The sequence below is a fragment of the Paenibacillus sp. FSL R10-2771 genome (assembly GCF_038000205.1).
Lineage (GTDB): Bacteria > Bacillota > Bacilli > Paenibacillales > Paenibacillaceae > Paenibacillus_AQ > Paenibacillus_AQ phytohabitans.
In genome coordinates, this window is the sequence record NZ_JBBOBM010000001.1 from 4700414 (window position 1) to 4722620 (window position 22207).

Annotated in this window: 19 protein-coding genes; 3 read left to right on the forward strand and 16 right to left on the reverse strand. The window is 54.2% G+C overall.

The features are described 5' to 3' along the window. Positions 1-171: 171 nt before the first annotated feature. Both NSU14_RS20255 and NSU14_RS20260 read right to left on the reverse strand, forming a co-directional pair. The gene (locus NSU14_RS20255) at positions 172-1074 is read right to left on the reverse strand and encodes a GNAT family N-acetyltransferase (protein WP_336102425.1); all 903 of its coding nucleotides are present in this window, start codon (positions 1072-1074) and stop codon (positions 172-174) included. 107 nt (positions 1075-1181) lie between these two features. Next, positions 1182-1457 carry a CD3324 family protein gene (locus NSU14_RS20260; RefSeq protein WP_039305165.1) on the reverse strand — a complete coding sequence of 92 codons (276 nt, stop codon included), beginning with the start codon at positions 1455-1457 and terminating at the stop codon, positions 1182-1184. A gap of 407 nt (positions 1458-1864) precedes the next feature. On the opposite strand from NSU14_RS20260, the gene NSU14_RS20265 reads away from it, so the two are divergent. Together NSU14_RS20265 and NSU14_RS20270 are read left to right on the forward strand one after the other, a co-directional pair. Beyond that, the gene (locus tag NSU14_RS20265; protein WP_076242781.1) at positions 1865-3556 is read left to right on the forward strand and encodes a M3 family oligoendopeptidase; all 1692 of its coding nucleotides are present in this window, start codon (positions 1865-1867) and stop codon (positions 3554-3556) included. A 332-nt stretch (positions 3557-3888) separates the two neighbouring features. Beyond that, positions 3889-4344, forward strand: coding sequence for an ABC transporter substrate-binding protein (locus NSU14_RS20270; RefSeq protein WP_445669824.1), 456 nt, complete (start codon positions 3889-3891; stop codon positions 4342-4344). A 106-nt stretch (positions 4345-4450) separates the two neighbouring features. Here the strand turns inward: NSU14_RS20270 and NSU14_RS20275 are convergent, their stop codons facing one another. From NSU14_RS20275 to NSU14_RS20300, 6 genes are all read right to left on the reverse strand, one after another. After that, a complete protein-coding gene (locus NSU14_RS20275; protein WP_340947061.1) occupies positions 4451-5089 on the reverse strand; it encodes a hypothetical protein in 639 nt (212 codons plus the stop codon). A 48-nt stretch (positions 5090-5137) separates the two neighbouring features. Beyond that, complete coding sequence (locus NSU14_RS20280) at positions 5138-5527, reverse strand: iron chaperone (protein ID WP_042135495.1); 390 nt, start codon at positions 5525-5527, stop codon at positions 5138-5140. Between the two features lie 16 nt (positions 5528-5543). Continuing rightward, positions 5544-6521 carry a phosphotransferase enzyme family protein gene (locus NSU14_RS20285; RefSeq protein WP_179093429.1) on the reverse strand — a complete coding sequence of 326 codons (978 nt, stop codon included), beginning with the start codon at positions 6519-6521 and terminating at the stop codon, positions 5544-5546. 56 nt (positions 6522-6577) lie between these two features. Then, complete coding sequence (locus NSU14_RS20290; RefSeq protein ID WP_340947064.1) at positions 6578-7498, reverse strand: alpha/beta hydrolase; 921 nt, start codon at positions 7496-7498, stop codon at positions 6578-6580. A gap of 376 nt (positions 7499-7874) precedes the next feature. Beyond that, on the reverse strand, positions 7875-9116 hold the full coding sequence (locus tag NSU14_RS20295) for an RICIN domain-containing protein (protein WP_340947066.1): 1242 nt from the start codon (positions 9114-9116) through the stop codon (positions 7875-7877). Between the two features lie 299 nt (positions 9117-9415). Next, positions 9416-10075, reverse strand: a complete 660-nt coding sequence (locus tag NSU14_RS20300; protein ID WP_042140967.1) for a hypothetical protein — start codon at positions 10073-10075, stop codon at positions 9416-9418. Between the two features lie 173 nt (positions 10076-10248). Here NSU14_RS20300 and NSU14_RS20305 point away from each other — a divergent pair, with 173 nt between their 5' ends. Then, positions 10249-11136: a fructose bisphosphate aldolase gene (locus tag NSU14_RS20305; protein WP_171718593.1), complete on the forward strand. Its 888-nt coding sequence runs from the start codon at positions 10249-10251 to the stop codon at positions 11134-11136. 403 nt (positions 11137-11539) lie between these two features. Here NSU14_RS20305 and NSU14_RS20310 read toward each other — a convergent pair whose 3' ends face one another. The 8 genes from NSU14_RS20310 to NSU14_RS20345 form a co-directional block, all read right to left on the reverse strand. Beyond that, positions 11540-12589, reverse strand: coding sequence for an Atu2307/SP_0267 family LLM class monooxygenase (locus NSU14_RS20310; RefSeq protein WP_340947071.1), 1050 nt, complete (start codon positions 12587-12589; stop codon positions 11540-11542). Between the two features lie 319 nt (positions 12590-12908). Next, complete coding sequence (locus NSU14_RS20315; protein WP_340947075.1) at positions 12909-15839, reverse strand: insulinase family protein; 2931 nt, start codon at positions 15837-15839, stop codon at positions 12909-12911. A 93-nt stretch (positions 15840-15932) separates the two neighbouring features. Further along, a complete protein-coding gene (locus NSU14_RS20320) occupies positions 15933-17003 on the reverse strand; it encodes a dihydrodipicolinate synthase family protein (protein ID WP_076242774.1) in 1071 nt (356 codons plus the stop codon). Beyond that, positions 17003-18019: an NAD-dependent epimerase/dehydratase family protein gene (locus NSU14_RS20325; RefSeq protein WP_042140966.1), complete on the reverse strand. Its 1017-nt coding sequence runs from the start codon at positions 18017-18019 to the stop codon at positions 17003-17005. The genes NSU14_RS20320 and NSU14_RS20325 overlap by 1 nt, the downstream gene beginning before the upstream one ends. A 57-nt stretch (positions 18020-18076) precedes the next feature. Further along, positions 18077-19939: an IlvD/Edd family dehydratase gene (locus NSU14_RS20330; RefSeq protein ID WP_340947079.1), complete on the reverse strand. Its 1863-nt coding sequence runs from the start codon at positions 19937-19939 to the stop codon at positions 18077-18079. After that, positions 19890-20729, reverse strand: a complete 840-nt coding sequence (locus NSU14_RS20335) for an amidohydrolase family protein (protein WP_052421767.1) — start codon at positions 20727-20729, stop codon at positions 19890-19892. Before NSU14_RS20335 ends, NSU14_RS20330 begins: the two co-directional genes overlap by 50 nt. A gap of 18 nt (positions 20730-20747) precedes the next feature. Beyond that, the gene (locus NSU14_RS20340; RefSeq protein ID WP_042135488.1) at positions 20748-21509 is read right to left on the reverse strand and encodes an SDR family NAD(P)-dependent oxidoreductase; all 762 of its coding nucleotides are present in this window, start codon (positions 21507-21509) and stop codon (positions 20748-20750) included. Positions 21510-21534: 25 nt separating this feature from the next. Further along, on the reverse strand, positions 21535-22191 hold the full coding sequence (locus tag NSU14_RS20345) for an RraA family protein (protein ID WP_042135487.1): 657 nt from the start codon (positions 22189-22191) through the stop codon (positions 21535-21537). Positions 22192-22207 lie beyond the last annotated feature (16 nt).

Here is a 22207-nt window from a genome sequence, read left to right on the forward strand (position 1 = left end):
CCGCTAAGTGGCGCCAGATACCCGTCCCTGCCCCGCTGAACATCTTGACTGTTTCAAATCCCGTCTTATCAAAGGTTATCCTACAATTGAGCCTGGGCTGCAATAGTCTCCCCAGGAGAGAGTCCACACTATTCTCCCTAATTTCATTCCTGCAATTTCATTCCCGCATTTTCACCCGCGTTGTTTCTCCCAGATGGTCATCTCTTCCTCCAGCGCAAAGCCAATCCTCCGGTAAAAGGGCTGCATAGGCCCCGTATACGCTTTGACCATGCCCAGCGTCCGCAGACGGTTCAGGCCTTCATATATCACGGCTCTGCCCAGCCCCTGTCTTCTGTAATTCACATGTGTTCCAACCGGTTCGAGCATGCCGATCCTATTCGCTTCATCCACAAAAATATTGCAGAAGGCCACGACCTCTCCCGCAGCGTTCACCAGCGACAGATCCAGCCCGGGGCGGTATCCCGGTGCTTCCCGAAGTCCGCCATAATGCTGCAGCGTCTGCTCCGCTTTCTTCGTGCCTGCATAGTCAAAAGCCATAATATGCCCCTGCGCCTTCGCATGGTCACTGACTTCATCCCCGCAGCAAAGGGTGAAGCCATGGGGAAGGTCTGCCCGGAATTCCTGATCCAGCGCGACCGAAATGATATTATCACTTTCATTGCGCAGCAGCTTATATCCCCGGCTGCGCGCCATCGCTTCCAGCGCGGGCATGAATTTCGGAATGGCCAGCTTAGGGCTGTCCGGACTGGAACTCTTTTCTATGAATCCGAACATTTCGCTCAGTAACTCCTCCTGCGGCTCCAGCGTATCCAGCTGAAAATAGTAGTCCCCGTCACGGCAGACAACGGCGGCCAGCTCACCCGCCTCATCTTCCCACAGTCCTATATGCTGCTCCCAGCCGGGCAACATGCCCGCTCTCTTCTGAATAAAGAATACTTCAAATTCCCAGCGGGCAATGGACCAGCTGTTCGGCCGTTTCAGCCTGGAGTAGACCCGCGAAATATACTCCCGCACCTTCATCATATCTTGCGGAGTATAGGCTCTATATTCTGCTCTCCCTGTTCTCTTAGTCATTTCGTCCTCCAGAGGCTCTGTCATGCCTTCATTCTACGGAACAGGCAGAGAACATTATATACCAAGCTCTTCTAGAATTGTTTTATCTCACAGCAAGAACCCGCAGATCAGCTCTGCGGGTTCTTGGAATATACGATTTTTCGGATGCTGTCTATGGATAATCCATATTGCTCACACAACTGGCTCATGTCCGCGCCTTCACGGAAGCATTTGCGTATCTCCCCGTTCCGGATCTTATAGTAACCGGCTGCACCGGAGCTTTCGCCCCATTTTCTGCGGCTGCTCGGACGGGTGGGGATATACAAGGCTTCCCCATGAATATATTGCTGAATTTCCTTCAGCAGGTGATCTGGCAATAACGTTGCTGCATTTACACATTTCATCTTTGGCCCGCTCCTTAAAATAAAATTGATCTTTTAAGGGCAAAGCCTGTATGAATAACTGTACCTATCTGTTACTTCAGGCGAATACTATCCGCTCCATGCCAAGCTTTCGCCTTAGTTATTCCACAGGCTTTGCATGGAGCGTGCCGTTCACATAGTGGTTCATTCTAAACATGGTCCTTCACCTCCCAGGGCAGCGCTGAGCGCCGCCGTAACAGTTACATTTTATGGATGCAGATCATTACTATTCTAAAATAATACTATCCGTAACACAACGTGGAAGTTTCACTGTCCTTTCGCCTTGAGAAATTAAATATAATTAAACTTTACTGTCTAAAAGTTGGTTTTTTGCGGGAGTCGATTATATAATGGGGTTTATATGGTAAAGAAAGGGTGCTGATAATCCAATGAAATTCTCAGAATACCGTTATGAACGTCCGGATGTGGAGCAATTTAAGACCGATTTCACAACCTTGCTGAAAGGCCTGGAGAATGGCAGTCTGGAGGAGCAGAAGGCTGCGGTTGCCGCCATGAATGAGCTCCGCAGCAAATTTGGTACGATGGAGACACTGGTCAGCGTCCGCCACTCGATTAATACCGAGGATGAGTTCTACAAGGCTGAACAGGATTACATGGACGAGATCGGTCCGGTGGTCCAGGAGTACATAACGGATTATTACAGAGCACTTGTAAATTCCAGGTACAGAGCCGAATTTGAACAGGAATGGGGAACGCAGCTGCTAAGCTTGGCCGAAATTTCCTTGCGTACCTTCAGCCCTGAAGTTATCGGAGACTTACAGCTTGAGAACAAGCTGTCCTCCGAATACGCCCAATTGATCGCCTCAGCCAAAATTAGATTTGACGGTGAAGAGCGTACCCTGGCCCAGCTGATCCCTTATGATTCATCGACTGACCGTTCTGTGCGCCAGGGAGCTTTTGAAGCCAGATATGCCTTCATGTCAGAGCATGAACCGGAACTCGACCGGATTTATGATGAGCTCGTCAAGGTACGGGCCAGCATAGCTGCCAAGCTTGGATACAGCAGCTTTGTGGAGCTGGGGTATGAACGGATGATGCGTACGGATTACAATGCCGGGATGGTTGCTAATTTCCGCAAGCAGGTGCTTGAGAATATCGTTCCTCTTGCAACGAAGCTGAAGCAGCGCCAGAAGGAGCGTCTGGGTCTGGATGAATTGAAATTTTACGATGAGGGCATTAGCTTCAATTCCGGGAATGCTACACCCAAGGGCGATGCTGACTGGATTGTGGCAAACGGAGCGAAGATGTACAAGGAGCTGTCACCGGAAACCGATGAGTTCTTCACCTTCATGCTGGACAACGGGCTGATGGATCTGGTTAGCAAGAAGGGCAAGCAATTCGGCGGTTACTGTACCTACTTCAGCGACTATCAGGCACCGTTTATTTTCTCCAACTTCAACGGAACCTCAGCGGATATTGATGTGCTGACCCATGAAGTGGGGCACGCCTTCCAGGTGTATTCCAGCCGCAACTCCGGTGTTCCGGAGTATGCTTTCCCAACCTTTGAAGCCGCAGAAATCCACTCGATGAGTATGGAATTCTTCGCTTGGCCGTGGATGGACCAGTTCTTCGAACAGGATGCGGACAAATACCGCTTCAACCACCTGGCAGAGAGTCTGTTGTTTATTCCTTATGGTGTCTCTGTCGATGAGTTCCAGCATTTTGTCTATGAGCACCCGGAGGCGACTCCGGCTGAACGTAAGCAGGCCTGGCGGGAAATCGAGCAGAAATATCTGCCCCACCGTGATTATGACGGCAACGTCTATCTGGAGCAGGGCGGCTTCTGGCAAAAGCAGGCGCATATCTACCGTTCCCCGTTCTACTATATTGACTATACGCTGGCCCAGCTCTGCGCCTTCCAGTTCTGGAAACGCTCGAATGAGGATTTCAAATCCGCATGGTCGGATTATCTGCGCCTCTGCAAGGCTGGAGGAAGCCAGTCCTTCACGAAGCTGGTAGAGCTCGCCGGACTGATCTCACCGTTCGAGGACGGCTGCGTCAGCTCCGTCATCGGGGATATTGAGAGCTGGCTGAACAGCATTGATGATAAGGCGCTGTAAGCAGGGAATCTCCTATGGCAACAAAGCCACTGAACAATTAACTTAAATAAAAGATTCTAATAACGAGCCTCTGGAATCACTTCCAAGGCTCGTTTTGCATTCCGGGAAAATGTGCTCCCCCATTTTTCAATTTTTTAGAATAGGATTGTTTATCAGTGGCTCCGTTGTCTTGAGTGGTTTGCTTACTTCACTGAAGATGTTATGCTTACTCTCAAAAGTCCTTAAGGACAGGGGGAAGGCGAGGCTGCGTTTGGACATCAACGATCTAATCACTCTATGGAATCAGGCGAATTGCAAGGTCATAGATATCCGCCGGGTCACAATCAGGGCTGGTGAATCCCCGCTCTCCTATAAAGTGCCTTCCACCCTGTACCGCCAGAGCCAAAGAAAAGGTGCTCCAAGTCATACCTGCCGACAGCACCTTCTCCGTTATTGAATCGGGCGACAATAGCCTGATGGCCGTCGGAACCTCTTTCGGCAAAGGCGGCCACCCGATATACAACGGATTCGGGTTCAAGCCGCCTGCGGAGATTGCAGCGGAAATGGCCGATCCCGGCTGGGCTTCATTCTCTGCGGAGGTCCTGCCCAAGTATGCGGGAGATTATATTATTCTGACCTCCGATTCGGAAACGCTGGATGAACTTCAGGCGGACCCGATCTGGGGAGCACTTCCCGCAGTCAAGAATAATCATGTGTTCTTATGGACAAGCGACCGTTCCGGTTACTGGGACCCGATAGCTATTCTTAGCCAGACCGAAGAATTGGCCGCATGGCTTGCAGGCTTATAATTTATTCGGGAAACAGGTAGCCAAGCTATACCCCAAACCCCAAAAAGCACTCCCGGCCAGTACCAGCGTCGGAGTGCTTTTTGGATGTAATCTATGTATAACAGCTCTATTCCAGCGGCGGCTCCTGCAGGGCAAACAGAGTCTCCACCGGCTTGAAGTAGAGATGGCCGTCCGGCCATGGCTGGAAATGCAGATCCATCCGCGAGTCCGCCCACACTTCCGGAGTTCCGGATGTAGCCAGCTTCCCAAGCAGTACGGGTACCTCCACCACTGCCGGGAACTCCTGATAGCCGAACAGGAGGTTCTCATGTATTCCGATCACCTCGTATTTCGGTCCATGGAAAGCCTGTTCCTCCTGCAGCTGATAGTGGTAATAGACATAGCTCGCTACCCTCTCCGGCTTCAGATGCGCCACTCTTCCGACCATCTGCTCAGGCTTGGTCTTGCGCCGCCAGTGCGCAGCATCCGCTGGCGCATTGAAGTGAAACACATCGATCAGGGGAATCCATTGGCGGGGCTGAGCTTCTCCCGGCCAGTCGGCCAGATACTGCGCCGCCTGCGGCAGCAGTTCTTCCGGCAGGATCGCTTCCTCCATACATTCATAGTAGAGGAACACATTGTGATTCCAGCAGAATCCCGCAGCCGTCATCAGGCGGCCCTCCCGGATCAGCCTTGCCGCTTCGCCGCCGGACCGCAAATAATCCTTGCCCGCTTCGCCTGAATCCTTCAGGCATGCTCTTGCCATTACCCTGATCATATGTTTTGTTCAGCCTCCCGTTCTGCCTGAAACTACTTATTTCTTCTTCTGTGCCTTACCCGCTGCCTGCTGCTGATTTTCTTCCACTCTGAATTTAACGATCCTCGTAATGAGTTCATACGGAAGCGGCTCATGAATCGGAAATTGCACAGAGCCTTTGGCCCCTTTATATTTCGCAAGTTCCTCTTTGAACGCTTCAATTCCCTGCGGTGCCGGATAGAATCCAATGTGATTCTTGAATGCGGCGAAATGCACCAGATTCTTATGCAGGAAGAAGGTCGGCATCTGATAGCTGATCTTCTCTTCTGCCTCAGGCGCTGCCTCCCGGATGACCTTGCGCAAGGTCTGGAGAATCTCCTGGACCTCTGGTGCATAGGCGGAAATATATTGATCGACAGATTCATAGGTGACTTTATTCTTTTCCATCGGGGCCCAACTCCTTCTAGTTCATACTTAAGTTCGTAAGCCATTGCAGGCAAAGCGGAATGAACGCTTCATAATCCTTCAGCGCCTGCAGCGTAGGCAGCACCTGGCTTGTCCCAAGCTCCCGCTCCGCTTCATCCGGGCCTTCCAGCCCCAGCGACCGCCGGATGCTGTAATCCAGCCAGCCCAGCTTCCCGTGGTAACCGCTGCTTAGCACCTCCGGCCAGGGGTCACGCGTCTCTCCCCCATGATTACGGTAAGCCTGAATCAGCGTACAGAAGGCCTCCTTGCGGATGTGACCACTCTCAAAGTCTGACCAATAGAGTGCCACTTCAACCAGCTCCTGCGCCGGGTTGATCCAGCCCGCAGCCTCCCAGTCAATAATAACGGGCCGGCCGTCATGATCCCATAGCACATTCTTCGGGTCCAGATCCCGGTGGCTGATAATCCTGTTGCCATTAAGGATCGGCATAGCAGCATTCACCAATTCCTCATAGCGGTAGAGCTTGTCCAGAGCATCCATAAGGGAAGCGGACCATGGAAGATCCATCACTTGACCTTGTACGGCATACCCTTTCCAATCGGTCTGCAATTGTTCCGCTGTGCTATCCCTATGGAGCTCATTATGGAGCGGAGAGAAGTCTGTGGCATGTATAGCCGCGAGAGCTTCCCCCATAGTGCTGCAGTGCTCCAGCCCCGCGTTGCCTGCAGATATAGAGCGGCCTTGAATCCATGGAAACAGCAGATAATACTGCCCGTCCACTTCATGCATACAGCTCCCCTCATGCAGCAGAGCCGGGAGAGCATTGATTCCATGTCTGCTTGCGAGCTCCGCGGCCTTCTCGGCGGCTGTCAGGTTATTCATCACCGATTCCCGCAGCATAATCTGCGGATTCAGCGCTTTCACTGCGTACTCTGCCTGATCCGTGGTCATCCGGTACATCCGGTGCAGGAACCCGCCGAAGATTTGCTCCGGCTCAGTGCGCAGTGACCCCAAGTTATATGTAGCACATAGCTTTTCAAAATTCAATTTATAATTCGTAAGCATCATCGTCAGTTAGTCCTTCCGGCATAAAAAATCAAATACTCATCCAAGTGGGCTCTCCAATACTCCCCGTCATGTTTCCCTGCTCTTAAGTGATATTCAACCGGCACGCCCTTATCCTTAAGCAGTGTATATAATTGCTCTGCACCTTCATAGAACCGGTAGCTGTCCTCTTCCCCGCAATCCAGGTATACTGCCAGACCCCTTAAATCCCTATCCTTCGCCAAAATAAGCGGATCACGCTCCTGCCGCTCCGCTTCTGTCGGATACAGGAATCGGATCAGGCCGTATTCACCGCCCACCGAAGACCAGTCATCCAGAAACAGCGCCGGACTATGCCCGCCTGCCCTGCTGTAGACATCGCTGTGCAGCAGCGCGGCATGCAGGCTGACAAAACCGCCCATTGAAATACCGCCAATATAGCGCGAATCCCGCTCAGCTATCGTGCTGAAATGCGAATCCACATAATTCACAACATCCTTCACCAGATAATCTTCATACATCCCGTTATAGGTCGTCAGGGGATCACCCGGATCGTTCACTGCATAGGTAGGAGAAGAATTCAGCCCATAGCTGTTATCCATCTGCGGGGAGACGATAATGAGCGGATGGATCTGACCGGCTTGGGCCAGCCTTTCTGCATTCAGATGCAGCCCGAGGCCAGCGATCATATCCGTTTCTTTGCCGCCATAGCCGTGGATGAGATAGAGGACCGGGTAATGCTGCTCCGTGCTGTACCCTACGGGCAGGTAAATACTGAGCCGCATCTTCTGATCCAGCGCCTCACTGTGGAATGTTAAATTTTGAATTCCGGGGGTCTGCAGCGGTGCTGCTGACGCAGTCCCTTCGGCTGCGGCTGCGGACGCTTCCGGGGAAGCTGTCTGGACGGCCGCTGAATCTGTACCGGAAGAACAACTCACAAGCGACATGCAGCATATTAGCATGATTAGCATCGTTAGCACCTTTAGTTTAGACCTGGCATTTCCGCGGCTTTGCATAAATCGCCTCCAATATTCCATTTATCCCACCGAATAATAACGTTTACAATAAACATTATCATATCAATGAATGTTTGTGGTATGACTATTCTGCCGGCTGGAGCTGGATCAAGCTGGAACTTAGTCCGCTTCAGCAAGAATATCCGCTTTGAATAATATTATTCTAGTACAAGCACGTACAAGCATATACAAGCACGAAAGACCGCAGCTTCCGCGGTCTTTCGTACCCCTGTCAATAATCTCCATTCGCATCCCGGTCTGATGAGCGGGAAGATGGTATAAGCCTTAGAGTTATAGCCAGGCTACCCTAGTTAATCTTGGTGAGCAGCCACTTCTGGGCATCTGTTCCGTTGTCGGTCCATTGCTGCACTGCCGCACCATCCGCTGTAGAGGACGAGGAGACATCCATAGCCAGCCCGCTCGCTTTGGATATAAGCTTGTAGTAGCCGCCGCCTACATCGATGATGCTCCAGCGCTGGGCATTGCTGCCATTGTCATTGGCCTGCTGCAGCTGGACTCCGCTCGAAGTAGAGGCATTCGGAACATCCAGCACCTTGCCGCTATGCATCGCAGTAAGCTTGTAGAAGCCATCCCCTGTGCTCTCCACTCTGAACTGCTGGTTGCTGGCAGTATAATTAGTCCACTGGTGCACTTTGGCCCCGTCTGCCGTGGAGACATCCTTCACATCCAGCACTTTGCCGCTTACTTTGGACATTAATGTGTATACTCCGCCGCTGACAATGCCGCTCGATGGAGCGCCTTCCTGATACACACGCACATAGTCAACCAGCATTTGTGCCGGGAAGCTGGTAGCACTGTTCGGTGCGCCCGGCCAATTGCCGCCTACCGCAAGGTTCAGCAGCAGGAAGAACGGTTTCTGGAATTCCTCTGTATTGCCTGTTCCGTTCTCAATATAGAATTGATTGAACTGGTTGCCGTCCACGAACCACTTGATATATTTCGAATCCCACTCCACGCTGTACACATGATACTGGGAGAAATCCAGACTTCCGGACACCTGCCCATATTCGGCATGCCCGCCTGCATCCCAATGCACTGTACCGTTGACGAAGGCGTTATTATTCACCCGTTCCATAATATCCGTTTCCCCGGAGGCCGGCCAGCCGGCCGTGGTGATATTGGAGCCCAGCATCCAGAATGCAGGCCATAACCCCTGGCCTGAAGGCAGCTTGATTCTGGCTTCTATTTTGCCGTAGGTGAAATTCTTGAGGCCCTGAGTCTTGATCCGTGCTGAGGTATAATTCATGCCGCCATAGGATTCCTTCTGCGCTGTAATTACAAGGTTGCCGCCGGTAACCTGCAGATTCTGTGCCCGGTTCGTATAATATTGCAATTCATTGTTTCCCCAGCCGCCGCTGCCGGTGCCGGTCTCGGCAGTCCAGTTGGCGGTGTTCAGGGAAGAGCCGTCGAACTCATCGCTCCAGGCCAGATTCCAGGTTGAAGCTGCGCTGGAATTCCCCGTAGGCACCAGTGCGATCAAAAGCGTGAACAGCAGAAACAAACTTAAGACTTTTCCTCTTCTCAACATCGTTGTCCTCCTCTTTGCTATTCAAGGTTGCCCATCCTATTTCAATGCACGCGTACGTTCGTGCAGTTGAAACCTAACCCAACCGGTTTCGATAATGGCATTTGAGAGCGTCTTCATCCGCTACACCCCATATATATCGTTTTTACTCCCGGTAAGAACTGTAATTTTGACAATTCAGCGAACCCGGCAGAAACAGAAGGAGAAGTGACTGTGTGTAACCTATACACTCTTAATTTCGCAGCAAAAGACCGCTTCCATAGAGGAGCGGCCTGTGCTTATCTTATGCTTTTACCTGCATTTTACTCCATTCCGTGCTCTTCACGGATTTTGTACAAGCCCTGCAGCAGCAGCTCCGAAGGATCGCGGTTCAGCTGCAAATGCGTCAGCAACAGATGAAGCGGGATCGCGCATACGTTGTTCCCGTCAGTGATTGCAGGGAATCCTGCTTCAAAGACCGGGCCGTGCTCCGGGTTAAAGGCCAGGCCTGCATGGACCTGCTCCGGTGCGAACTCTTCACGGACAGCGGCGATGCACATGGGAACCAGCACATTATCAACAACGGCCTTGGCTTCCTCTTCATTCGGAAGAGGTTTAGGCAAGGAGTTGCCTCCCTTGGTCTTCATCAATTCGTGGAAGAAGGAGGCCATCCAGATCTCCGGACTGCTTCCGGACTGGAATCTGCCGGCCAACTCACGAAGGAAGAACCCGCAGTAATAATCATCATTGGCACTGTCCTTGACACGATACACAAACACCGGGCCGTAAGTATCCAAATTCAGAACCTGGCCTTCCACTTCACTGAAACTCATTTTTAGAGCTACAATGCCGTTATGAAAAACAGCCTTCAGCAGCTCGTTCCATTTCTCTTCGGTCATGACCTTCTCGGCAGCTTCTGCTTCACCGTTTGTTGCCTCATTGGTTGTCTCACTGGCTGTCTCATTGGTTGTTTCATTTGTCATAATTATTTTCACCCCGCTTCCTATCATACCATCCTATTGAACAAGGTAACATACCATATCTCTCAACTCAAATGGAAAGCTCTGCCGGCTCAAATGTATGTCCCCAACCAAAAGTGCTATACTAAACAGATGGAGTCACCATTTCATTTCGTAGAAGGGAAGGACAAATATCCATGAATACGAAACAATTGGACAGAATTCACACAGGCAAGGGCTTTATAGCTGCTCTGGATCAGAGCGGGGGAAGCACACCCAAAGCGCTGCTGCAATACGGCATTAAGGAAGACCGCTACTCCGGTGACGAAGAGATGTACGCGATGGTCCACGGGATGAGAACACGCATTATTCAGAGTCCCGCATTTAATTCGGAGCATATCCTCGGCGCTATTCTTTTTGAGAACACGATGGACCGTTTCATAGACGGACAATTAACCGCCGATTATTTATGGGAACAGAAAGGCATCGTGCCTTTTTTGAAAATCGATCAGGGACTGGCCGCGCAGGAAAATGGGGTTCAGCTCATGAAGCCCATTCCCGGTCTTGATGACCTGCTGGAACGGGCAGTCAAGAGGAATATCTTCGGCACCAAGATGCGCTCAGTAATCCATGAAGCTAACGCGGAGGGTATCCGGCAAGTCGTAGAACAGCAGTTTGCTGTCGCGGGGCAAATCGCCGGTTACGGGCTGGTTCCGATTATCGAACCGGAAGTAGACATTCTCAGCCCGGACAAAGCAGAGTCCGAGCAGCTGCTGAAGCGCGAACTGGCCGCCCAATTATCCGCTCTGGAAGAGGGCGTCAAGGTCATGCTGAAGCTGTCTCTTCCAACTGAAGATAATCTGTACAGCGAACTCGCCGCAGATCCGCATGTAGTCCGCATCGTGGCATTATCCGGTGGCTATACCCAGGCAGAAGCGAATGAGAAGCTGGCCCGCCAGCATGGACTCATCGCCAGCTTCTCGCGCGCCTTGTCCCAGGGCCTCAGCGATCAGCAGAGTGACGATGAATTTAATAGCATACTTGCTGCGTCCACCCTTGCGATCTACGAGGCTTCCATAACTTGAAGCCTCCGCTGCTCCGCCTTTTCTCTTAAGTTTCCCACCCAATCTATAGAGTTGCTTGATTAGCAGACGAAGACCCCAGGACTAATGTCCCGGGGTCTCTTTGTTAAATAAGCCAAACATACGACTAGACTAATCCCAAAGCAGTAACCGCCCCATCGCTAAAGGTCCATCGGAACGGAATAAATCTAAAATGTTGTAAGGATTGCAACTTTGAGCCTGCGATGCCTGGGGCTACGGGTGAATTGTTGTATGAAATACAGGAATTCTCCCGCTAAACCGCTTGATGGAGGAGTAATGCTGTATTTCATACAACATATTCCGATTATGGCCGGGTTAGTGAAGAAAATGTTGTACTTTGTGCAGGATTTTGCGATCAATGAGAAGTTTCTCGCGGAAACAGCAGCTATACGTTCTTCAAACGAGCGGCTTCCGCCCGCACAAGTGGCGCTACTTCAGTTCCGAAGAGGCGGATCGCCTCCATGACCTCCGTATGCGGCATGGAGCCATGCGGCACATGCAGCAGGAACCGCGTGATCCCCACGTGCTGGTACAGGTGGATGATTTTGCGGGCAACCGTCACCGGATCGCCAACATATAACGCTCCGTCAAAGCTGCTCGCCGCTTCATAATCCGCACGGTGATAAGGCGGCAGCCCCTTCTCCACCGCCCGGACATTCGTCCTCGCGTGAGTGGACGGGAAGAACTTCTCTAGCGCCAGCTCATTGCTCTTCGCAATGAAGCCATGGGAGTGCGAGGCAATCGGCAGCTGTGACACATCATGACCGGCCTTGGCCGCTGCTTCCTTGTACAGCCGTACATGCGTGGCATAATCCGAAGGATTCACATTGCCGATAATCGCCAGGGCAAACGGCAAGCCCAGTGTGCCGGCACGGACCGCAGACTCCGGACTTCCGGCACTCGCAATCCATACAGGCAGGAGATTCTGCTCCGGACGCGGGTAAATCCCCAGATTATGTATTGCTGGGCGGTGCTTCCCGCTCCAGGTCACCTTCTCCGACTCGCGGAGCTTCAGCAATAAATCGAGCTTCTCGTCAAACAGTGCTTCATAATCCTTCAGATCATAGCCGAATAACGGGAATGACTCCACAAATGAGCCACGGCCTACCATAATCTCGGCACGGCCGTTCGAAATCCCGTCCAGTGTGGCGAAATCCTGAAATACACGCACCGGATCAGCTGACGAGAGAATCATGACTGCACTGGTTAGACGGATTCTGTTCGTCAGCGGTGCAGCAGCAGCCATTAGAACCGCAGGCGATGAAGCTGCAAAATCAGGCCGGTGATGCTCACCTACGCCGTATACATCCAGTCCCACCTGATCCGCGAGCACGATTTCCTCCACCACTTCACGCAGCCGCTGCGCGTGGCTCAGGGTCTCACCGGTATTCACATCAGGCGTTGTCTCGACAAAGGTGCTTATTCCAAGTTCCACTTGTTGTTCCTCCTAAAAGTTATGTTAGCATCTGCTCCATGGGAGTCCCCTTAGCAAAACTTGCTACTTGCTTCGAAAGCATACGCATAGTCAGTAATCCTTATATTTTAAATCTAAATAGTTAAATATTCAAAAACTAAATTTCCGCGCGGCAAAAAACCGGAGTCCTCCGCCGCCTTGGGCTGTCTTGCTGATTAACCTAGGGCGAGTCCGGCATAACCGGTGGTCTGTAATAGCCTTCTGGAGATACATCACCGCTACTCTATAACCTGAAAACAGTCCCGGTTATGTTAACCGGGACTGCAGAAGAATACGCCAATTACTTCACCAGTTCCTCCAGGCTGCCGAATAGATCGCGGACCGATTTCAGCTTCGACTCATTGCCGACCACACAGAAGTAATTCTGCTGCGTCACTGCCTGAAGCAGGCCGGCATATTGCCTGATATCCCCTGAGGTTGTTGACAGAATTTCATTCCGTTCCTGCTGCAGGTCTGCAGCGGTAATCTGCTCGAAATAATGCCGGTCCGCCTGCCGTCCTTGTGCACCGGGACTCAGCGGCTGGTCCACCATCGCCAGCGTACCGATGATCGCCTTCGTCATCTCCTCTTCATCTGCTGCAAATTCCCCGGCAAACAGATATGCCCGGTCATAAATCTCCAGCGTCTCCTGCAAATTCGGATCACGGTAAGAAGTAAACAGGAGCACACCGTCTCTGCGCAGAACGAGATTGCCGCCATAAGCTCCGCCCTTGACCCGGACAGCATTCCACAGGTAGGTCAGGCTGAGGATTCTTTTGAGCACCTGCAGCTTGCCGGAATAAGCAAACCCCAGCTTCGTGAAGTCATACCCTTTGACCACATACTGCACCTGGCTGGCAGACATGAACCCTTCGTTGCCCGCCTGGTCCAGCGCAGACAGCAGCGGCAAGAACTGAACCTGCTGGTCCCGCAGATCCAGCTGCGCCAGGTGTGCAGTGAATTCCGCATACGTATCCAGCGTTCCGGTTACGGACAGTGTTACATTCTGCGTATTGAACAGAAGCCCGCAGATTTCCTTCAGAGTGTCAGCAAGCAGTTCAGCCTGCTGGTCAATCCGGCTGGCCAGCTCTTTGATGAAGCGGTAATAGGCGATACCGCCGAGCTGCTCCTCATGCATCCCTCTATCCGTGAAATAAGAGAGCACCCGGCCGGCTGCGATTTCATTGCCTTTCTGGTTCAGCATTGCTTCCATGCCGGAGGCTTCCCGGCGGACAATCTCCTGCAGCTTGGATAAATTATTCAAGTTGCTATTGTAGAGCAGCTCGTGCAGCAGCTTCAGGGAACCGCCGATGTTGCCTTGCATGACCTTGATGCGGGCGCTGAATTTGGGCTGGTAGCTTCCTTCGCCAGCTGTGCCGGCCCTAAATATCTCATTCTGAAAGCGGATGCCGCCGGTTGTGATCCCGATTTCACTGGTCAGCTCTTCAATGCTGTAAGCCGCAGTCTCCAGTTGCCCCAGTACCCTCGCCAGCAGTTCCAGATAAGGAATCTGTTCTGCCGTCAGAACCCGGGTGTCCCAATACAGCTTAATATAGGCGATGGTTCCCGCAGCCGCTTCATGATGCAGCACTTTGATTCCATCCAGTCTATGCTCCTTAGTGGGCACCCCGGGCGGAGCGCTGCGGTCAATGTCCTGAAGGGACAGCTTCGGAAGCTTCTGCAGATCCTCCGCGGCATCCGGACGGTTCTGCCGGGCCAGCAGCTTCTCCGTATTCAGCACCAGCTCTTCGCGCTGTACCGGCGTCAACGAGGCTTTATATTCAGTCAAACGGCTTCGGGCCGCCGCTTCCTTGTCTGCCGCAAGGGTCTGGGAAGGCTTCAGGACAACGACGCTGCAGTGGTCGCTATTCAGCAGGTAGGTCTCGATCAGCCGCTCGAAATACCGGTTAGCACTTTGTTCGCGGATAGACGCAATTGCAGCTTCATACTCCAGATACGTGGACGGCAAGCCGTCATACAGCCAGGCCTTCATCACTTCCATATTATAGGTCAGGCCCTTCGGGTACTGGTTGAAGTCTGCTTCGCGCAGTTCAAATTCCTTGCTGTTCACCGCAGCCAGCACCAGCTTCTCATCCAGGCCGTCCGCGGCAAGGCGGCTTAACGTCGTTCTGACCAGATTCACGAAGGCCTCCTTGGCGGAGGGATTAGAATGGGTCAAGGCAATGCCAAGCATAGGCTGGACCATACTGTCGGAATAGAAAGAGACGACATCCTTGCCGAGTCCGCTCTCCAGCAAAGCCTGTTTCAGCGGAGCGGCGTTGCTGTCCATCAGCATGCTTTTCAGAATGGCAAAGGCCAGATTCAGCTCCCGGTCCAGGGAGGTTCCGATTACATAGTTCAGGCTCACGTAAGTCTTATCAGCGGCGGTTTCGGTCTCCAGAATGGGATACTCCGCCGTAAGCCCGGTTATTCCTGTCGGCTGCTGCAGGGCAATCCCCGTATCGATATCCTTGCGGTTATACCGGCTGAGATATTCCTCGTGGATTAATTGCAGCCTCGCTTCGATATTCAAGTCTCCATAGAGATAGAAATAACTGTTGGACGGGTGGTAATAACGGCTGTGCGCCTCCAGGAACTGCTCATAGGTCAGCGCAGGGATATGTTCCGGGTCTCCGCCGGAGGAATGCCGGTATACCGTATCCGGGTAGAGCGACTTTTTGATCCGGTCGATTAATACCGTGACGGGTGAGGAATAAGAGCCCTTCATCTCGTTGTAGACGACACCCTTATAGATCAGCTCATCCCCGGAGCGCGGCAGCTCGTAATGCCAGCCCTCCTGCTCAAAAATCTCCCGCTGGCTGTAAATGTTCGGCTGGAACACGCTGTCCAGATAAACCTCCATCAAGTTGGCAAAATCCTGTTCATTCCGGCTGGCCACCGGATACATCGTCTTGTCGCCAAAGGTAAAGGCGTTCAGAAATGTTTTCATTGAGCCTTTCAGCAGCTCTACAAATGGTTCCTTTACCGGATATTTATCCGAGCCGCACAGGACCGAATGCTCCAGAATATGGAACACTCCCGTGCTGTCTGCAGGCGGAGTCCGAAAGCTGACACTGAACACCTTGTTATCATCCTGATTCTGTACGTATAGCAGCCTTGCGCCGCTCTGCTGATGCTCCAGCGTATATACCGAGGATTCGATTTCCCGGATATACTCCTGATGCATGACTTGAAACCCGGAATAGACTTGGCCTGTGATTAAGCTGCTCATAGATTTCCCTCCTTGGTTCAGGGCTGGCCTGATGCCATGAGCTTATCATATCCGGGCTTTCGGGTTCCACTGGGGAATGTGCAGACGCCTCTTTTAACGGAGCCATTCCTCCAAATGCGCTGCCACGAATTCATCATCCGTGAGATGGGGGTAATCCCTGGTGACTCTGCTGATCTCCTCCAGCTGCCCGGGTGAGAGCTGCTCCTCCGGATTCAGGCACCATAAGCCTTCAAGCAGTCCCTGGCGGCGCAGCGCCTCATGAATGCCCGGAATACAACCGTGAAATTGATGGGCCGGATCAAACAAGGCCGCGTTGCTGTCGGTCACCTCAATGCCAAGGGTCAGCCAGCTGGATGACAGGGTAGCCTCATTGCGCATTTTCCGGATCGTATCCAGAAGCTGAACCGCTTTGCTTGTCCAGACCGCCCAGTGACCGAGAAGCCCGCCGACAATTTTCTTCTCCATGGGTTCCCCGTTAACCTTGAAGCGGTAGGTGGTGAGCAGATCCGTAACAATATTATCGTCATTGCCGGTATAGAGAGCGATTTCGCTGCTGCGGCTGGACTCCATCACCGCCCGGACCACATCGAGGCTCTGATAACGGTTGAACGGTGCCATTTTGATCGCGATAACGCCTTCAATCTCTGCAAAGCTCCGCCAAAAGTCAACGCTTAATATCCGGCCGCCCACGGAAGGCTGCAGATAGAAGCCGAAGACGGGAATCACATCCGCCACTCTCCTTGTGCGTTCCAGCAGCTGCTCCTCGCTCCAGTCCTGCAGTCCGCCCATGCTGAGAAGTCCCGCCTCATAGCCCAGACCTGCGGCGAGCTGCGCTTCCCGGACAGCCTGCTCCGTGTCTCCGCATATGCCTGCCACCTTCAGGAAAGGACGGGTAAGGCCGGCACGCTCCACTTCTTCCGCAGCCAGCCTGAGCACCGGCTCCAGCAGCCCGATCCCGGGGTCCCTGATTTCGAACTGCGTGGAATGCACGGCTACAGCAACTCCGCCTGCCCCGGAGGCGATATAATAACGGGTCAATGCCCGCTGGCGGCGCTCATCCAGCTTGCGTTCTGCCGTAAGGGCCAGAGGATGCGCCGGAATCGCCAGACCTTCATGCAGCGCTTCATAGAGCTCCGGAGTTAACGGTTGTCTGCTCGCTCCCATTAATAGTTGCCCTCCCGTTCCTGAAAATGTGTCGGCTTGTTCCAGGTCTCACTGCCCGCAGCCACCCAGTCCGCCACCCAATCGATCATCTGTGCCAGCGATACCCGGGGATATCCGAAGGAAGCCGCGGCCTTCGCAGCATTGCTCAGCAGGGCTTCCGGGGCTTCAGCACCCGTGAAGACAGGCTCAGTTCCCAGCCTGCGGCCGATTTCCGCGGCCGCCCAGCGCAGCGACACCGTCTCCGGTCCGGTGATGTTCATGACATTCGGCGGCGAGCTGCAGCGGAGCAAGGCGCGCAGGGCAAGCTCATTGGCATCCCCCTGCCAGATGACATTGGCGTGTCCCATCGTCAGATCGATGGGCCGCTGCTCCTTAACGGATCGGGCAAGCTCCAGCAGAACGCCATAGCGCAGGTCTATGGCATAATTGAGCCGGTAGATGAACATCGGCGTATTGTTCTTATGCGAGAAATGCTCGAAGATCCGCTCACGCCCCAGACAGGACTGTCCATACTCGCCGTTCGCATTCGGTGAGGTGCGTTCTGTTGCTCCGCCTTGGCCCACCGGCGTGAACGGGTAGACATTGCCTGTCGAGAAGACGACAATCCGCGAATCGCGGAAGCGCTCCGCCACACGCCCCGGCAGATAGGCGTTCATCATCCAGGTGAAATGCTCATTGCCTGTTGTGCCGAATTTATTGCCGGCCATGTACAGGATATTCTTCGTGTCAGGCAGTGCCCGCAGCGCGCTGTCGTCAGACAAATCCGCCGCGATCACCTCCACTCCGGCTTCAATTAATTCTTGCTTCAATGCATCATTCGAGAAGCGGGAGACGCCTATCACCTTCTTGTCCAGCCCTGCCTCCCGGATGGCATTTACGGCCAGCCTGGCCAGACTCGGGCCCATTTTGCCGCCTACTCCGAGCAGCATGATATCCCCGTCGAGCCGGGCGAGCTCCTCCAGCAGTGCGGCAGACGGACGGGCCAGCCGGTCTTCCAGCTCCTGAACAGACCGGATCACAGCTTGCGTTGGCATTTGCATAAGAATTCTCCTTTAGGTGGATAAAATTTATGGTTAGTCCTGCTTGGCTCCGTCCAGCAGCTCCCGGCGAAGCTCTGCCGGCAGCAGGAAATCGAAATCACAGCCCAGATTCGCCTGCAGCACGCGCTCATGGAACAGCAGGCCGTAGCCTCTGTCATAATGGGGCTCCGGCGCCTTCCAGGAAGCCCGCCGCCGGGCCAGCTCCTCATCCGGCACCTTCAGGACCAGTCTTCTCGCTGCAATATCCAGCTCGATTTCATCGCCGTCCTGTACCAGCGCCAGCGTTCCTCCTACAGCCGCTTCCGGCGCCGCATGCACGATCAGGGCGCCGTAGGAGGTGCCGCTGATCCGTGCATCGGAGATGCGGACCATGTCTCTTATGCCGCGCACCAGCAGCTTCTGCGGAATCGGGATCTGCCCGATCTCCGGCATCGCGGGCGCACCTTTGGGGCCGGCGTTCTTGAGCACCAGTACACTGTGCTCATCTACCGCAAGCTCCGGGTCGTCGATCCGCAGCTGAAGATCCGCCGGGCTCTCGAACACCACGGCGCGCCCGGTGTGCCGCTTCAGATGCGCTGATACCGCAGTCTGCTTAATCAGCGCGCCGTCCGGGGCCAGATTGCCGCGCAGCACGGCAATTCCGCCCTCTCTGTCCAGCGGCTCCGCCACGCTGCGGATCACCTCCCGGTCCAGCGTGACCGCCTGGACCAGATTCTCCGTAACCGTCCGCCCGGTTACGGTCAGGCAGCCGCCATGCAGCAGCGGCTCCAGCTCCTTCATCAGCGCAGGCACGCCGCCTGCTTCGAAATACTCCTCCATCTGATATTTGCCCGAAGGCCGCAGATTCAGAATGAACGGCGTCCGGCGGCTGATGTCATCGAATGTCTCCAGCGGCAGCTTCCGGCCCAGCCGCTGGGAAATCGCCACCAGATGGATGATGGCATTCGTGGAGCCGCCGCTGGCCATCGTGACCGTGATGGCATTCTCCATTGCCTCTGCCGTCATGATGTCGCGCGGGCGGATATCCCGCCGCACCAGCTCCACAATCTGCTTGCCGGTCCGCTCGGAGAGATGCCTGCGGCGGCTGTCCGGCGCGGGGATGGCCGCGCACCCCGGCAGCGCCATGCCAATGGCTTCGGCAATCGAGGCCATGGTGCTGGCTGTGCCCATCACCATGCAGTGCCCGTCGCTGCGGCAGATGGCGTCCTCCGCCACCGCCAGCTCCTCGTCCGTAATATTTCCCGCTTTATGCTCCAGCGTGAAGCCGTAGCAGTCGGTGCAGGCACCCAGGCTGCGTCCGCCCAGGCGGCCGTTCAGCATCGGCCCGCCCGTGAGCACAATGGCCGGAATGTTCACACTGGCCGCGGCCATCAGCTGGGCAGGCACTGTTTTGTCACAGCCGCCGAGCAGCACCACCCCGTCTATGGGGTGGCCCTTCATCATTTCCTCCGTGTCCATCGCCATCAGGTTGCGCAGCAGCATCGTCGTCGGCTTGACATATGGCTCGCCGATCGATATCGTCGGGAATTCCATCGGCACCCCGCCAGCCTGCCAGACCCCGCGCTTCACATAATCCACCAGCTCATTAAAGTGCGAATGGCACTTGTTCAGCTCACTGAAGGTATTGCAGATGCCGATGACCGGCTTCCGCAGATCCTCTTCTGTATATCCCATCGACTTTGTAAACGAACGGTGAATGAAGCCCCACAGATCTTTTTCCTGGAAATAGGCTTCACTCTTCAGTCTGCGTCCGGCAGCACCGCTCCCGTCACTGTCCGCCCGGCTGGTTTCCGTATGCTCCTCCATGCTCCATCTCCCTTTGGCTTCCAGCCTGCTGTTGTACAAATTAGACCAGCCCGAGGATTTCCGGTGTCGGCCGGTGAATAATGTCTTCAATGAAATCCTCCGCTACACGCGGCAGCCTGGTTCCCTCCACCGGATCATTGATCCGGTACAAGGCATCCAGCATCTGCTGCGTACCGAAGAACGGATAATCCGAGCCGAACAGCAGCTTGTCCTGCACCCCGTATTCCGCAGCGGAGACCAGTGCATTATAGAATTGCCACGGACGGCTGCCGAGTGCAGACACGTCCATGTACAGGTTAGGATGCTTGCGCACCAGCGAGATGCATTCATCCACCCAGGGGTGACCCATATGGGCTACGATCATTTTCAGCTTCGGAAAAGCCCTGGCAATTGGATCAAGCATCGCCGGGCGGGAAGCATCCAGATATCCCTCCGGGACAAAGGATGTTCCCTGATGCCATAGAACCGGAACGTTCAGTTGCTCCGCCTTAGCATAGAGCGCCATATGCTTCGGATCCTCCGGATAAAAGTTCTGATAGATCGGGGCCAGCTTCAGTCCCTTCAGCCCGAGCTCGCGGACAGCCGTTTCGAACTTGCCTACACAGTCCAGATCATTCGGATCCACGCTGGCAAAACCAAACAGCCTTCCCGGGTCCGTACGGCAGTATTCCGCCACATATTCATTCGGCACCACCAGCCCGGTGGCAGACGCCGCCATCGCCAGTACTATGGCTCCCGAGAATCCTTCCAGGTTGCCCCGGTGCTGCTCCGGTGTAGCCTCAATATTCATATCCGGGCCCCAGGCGCGCTTGATCGCGGCATCCGTAGGTCCGGCCACCATTCCCGGTCCAAACAAATGAGTATGTGAATCAAAAATCATCTCTGCACCTCCTTCAATCTACAATTCACTTCCGTTAGCCAGATGTCCGCCATCTACACGGACCGTTTCTCCCGTCACATACGCCGCTTCGTCTGAGGCCAGGAAGAGAAACACGCTGGCAACCTCCTCTGGAGCCGCTGCCCGTTTCATCGGAGTATGCTCCGAATGGGACGGCAGTCCGCTTTCCTCGCGCAGCCTGCGGTCCAGCGGGGTATCCACGAAGCCCGGCGCCACTGCATTGACCCGGATACCATACGGAGCCAGCTCTACCGCCATAGACTCTGTCAGCAGGATAACGGCAGCCTTGGAAGCATTGTAATGCGCAAGCTCCGCGCTGGCCGATATTCCGTTTTTGGAGCTCATATTAATAATTGCACCGCCGCCGCCCTGGCCAATCATCTGCCTCGCAGCCAGCTGGCCAAGCCTGTACACCGCACGGACATTGATCTCGAAGACTGCATTCCAGTGCTCCAAGGAAATATCGAGAAAGGATTCTCTATAGGCAATTCCTGCATTATTCACAACGATGTCAATTCCGCCAAAATGCGCGAAGGCCCTGGCCGCAGACGCCTCAAGCTGTGCCGGGTCGCGCAGATCGCAGACCTCCGTGGTCCAGCTTCCGCTGTAGTCTGCCAGTTCATCAGCGGCAGTAAGCAGCTCTGCTTCGCTGCGGTCCAGCAGGACCACGCGGGCCCCCTCTTCCAGGAAACGGCGGGCAATCGCCAGCCCGATGCCCCGCCCGGCGCCGGTTACCAGCACTCTTTTTCCAGCCAGCCTCATGATGTAGACACCCCGCCTTCGTGGTTTAGAGTACTCCGTATTTATCATAGACCTGCCGCAGCGTAAAGCCCGCCAGCAGCTCATCGCGTGTATGATTCTCGCGTGTCGCCTTATCCGTCGCCAGTGCGAACACTTCATCAATGATGGCGCCCGGTATCACCACGACACCGTCACGGTCGCCAAAGATAATGTCGCCGGGCTGCACCAGCACACCTCCGCACTGCACGGGAATATCGTAGTCGATAACGATCCCGCGTCCCTGCGAATCTACCGGCTTGGTGCCGGTAGCGAAGACGGGGAAGCCCAGCTCCAGAATTTTGGCTGTATCCCGGATTAAGCCATCCACGATCGCTCCCCGCCCGCCGCGCATCTTGGAGGCCGTTGACAGCAGCTCCCCCCACAGGCCATTCTGCCTGGATTCATTCGTGCAGCCGATCACAATTTCTCCCGGCTTGACGCTGTCTACCGCTTCAATTTCCTTAGTGTAGGGATCTTCGGGCAGATGGTGGATATCCACCGACAGAATGGTTTTCGCACGTCCGGCCACCACCCAGGAGGGATCGACCGGATTGATATTCTCGCGCATCACCTGATTGCGGTAGCCCAGCTGATCCAGCGTATCGGAGATAACCGCCGAATAGAGCGTTTCACACATCGTATCGAATAGCTTCTGATCGTCCATTGTTCATCCCGCCTCT

Bases quoted from the DNA above. Each gene is read 5' to 3' on its own strand.
- NSU14_RS20340 (WP_042135488.1), bottom strand. From the start codon at position 21,509: ATGAGGCTGGCTGGAAAAAGAGTGCTGGTAACCGGCGCCGGGCGGGGC.
- NSU14_RS20290 (WP_340947064.1), bottom strand. From the start codon at position 7,498: ATGTCGCTTGTGAGTTGTTCTTCCGGTACAGATTCAGCGGCCGTCCAG.
- NSU14_RS20260 (WP_039305165.1), bottom strand. From the start codon at position 1,457: ATGAAATGTGTAAATGCAGCAACGTTATTGCCAGATCACCTGCTGAAG.
- NSU14_RS20295 (WP_340947066.1), bottom strand. From the start codon at position 9,116: ATGTTGAGAAGAGGAAAAGTCTTAAGTTTGTTTCTGCTGTTCACGCTT.
- NSU14_RS20280 (WP_042135495.1), bottom strand. From the start codon at position 5,527: ATGGAAAAGAATAAAGTCACCTATGAATCTGTCGATCAATATATTTCC.
- NSU14_RS20300 (WP_042140967.1), bottom strand. From the start codon at position 10,075: ATGACAAATGAAACAACCAATGAGACAGCCAGTGAGACAACCAATGAG.
- NSU14_RS20255 (WP_336102425.1), bottom strand. From the start codon at position 1,074: ATGACTAAGAGAACAGGGAGAGCAGAATATAGAGCCTATACTCCGCAA.
- NSU14_RS20305 (WP_171718593.1), top strand. From the start codon at position 10,249: ATGAATACGAAACAATTGGACAGAATTCACACAGGCAAGGGCTTTATA.
- NSU14_RS20335 (WP_052421767.1), bottom strand. From the start codon at position 20,729: ATGATTTTTGATTCACATACTCATTTGTTTGGACCGGGAATGGTGGCC.
- NSU14_RS20320 (WP_076242774.1), bottom strand. From the start codon at position 17,003: ATGGGAGCGAGCAGACAACCGTTAACTCCGGAGCTCTATGAAGCGCTG.
- NSU14_RS20315 (WP_340947075.1), bottom strand. From the start codon at position 15,839: ATGAGCAGCTTAATCACAGGCCAAGTCTATTCCGGGTTTCAAGTCATG.
- NSU14_RS20265 (WP_076242781.1), top strand. From the start codon at position 1,865: ATGAAATTCTCAGAATACCGTTATGAACGTCCGGATGTGGAGCAATTT.
- NSU14_RS20275 (WP_340947061.1), bottom strand. From the start codon at position 5,089: ATGGCAAGAGCATGCCTGAAGGATTCAGGCGAAGCGGGCAAGGATTAT.
- NSU14_RS20345 (WP_042135487.1), bottom strand. From the start codon at position 22,191: ATGGACGATCAGAAGCTATTCGATACGATGTGTGAAACGCTCTATTCG.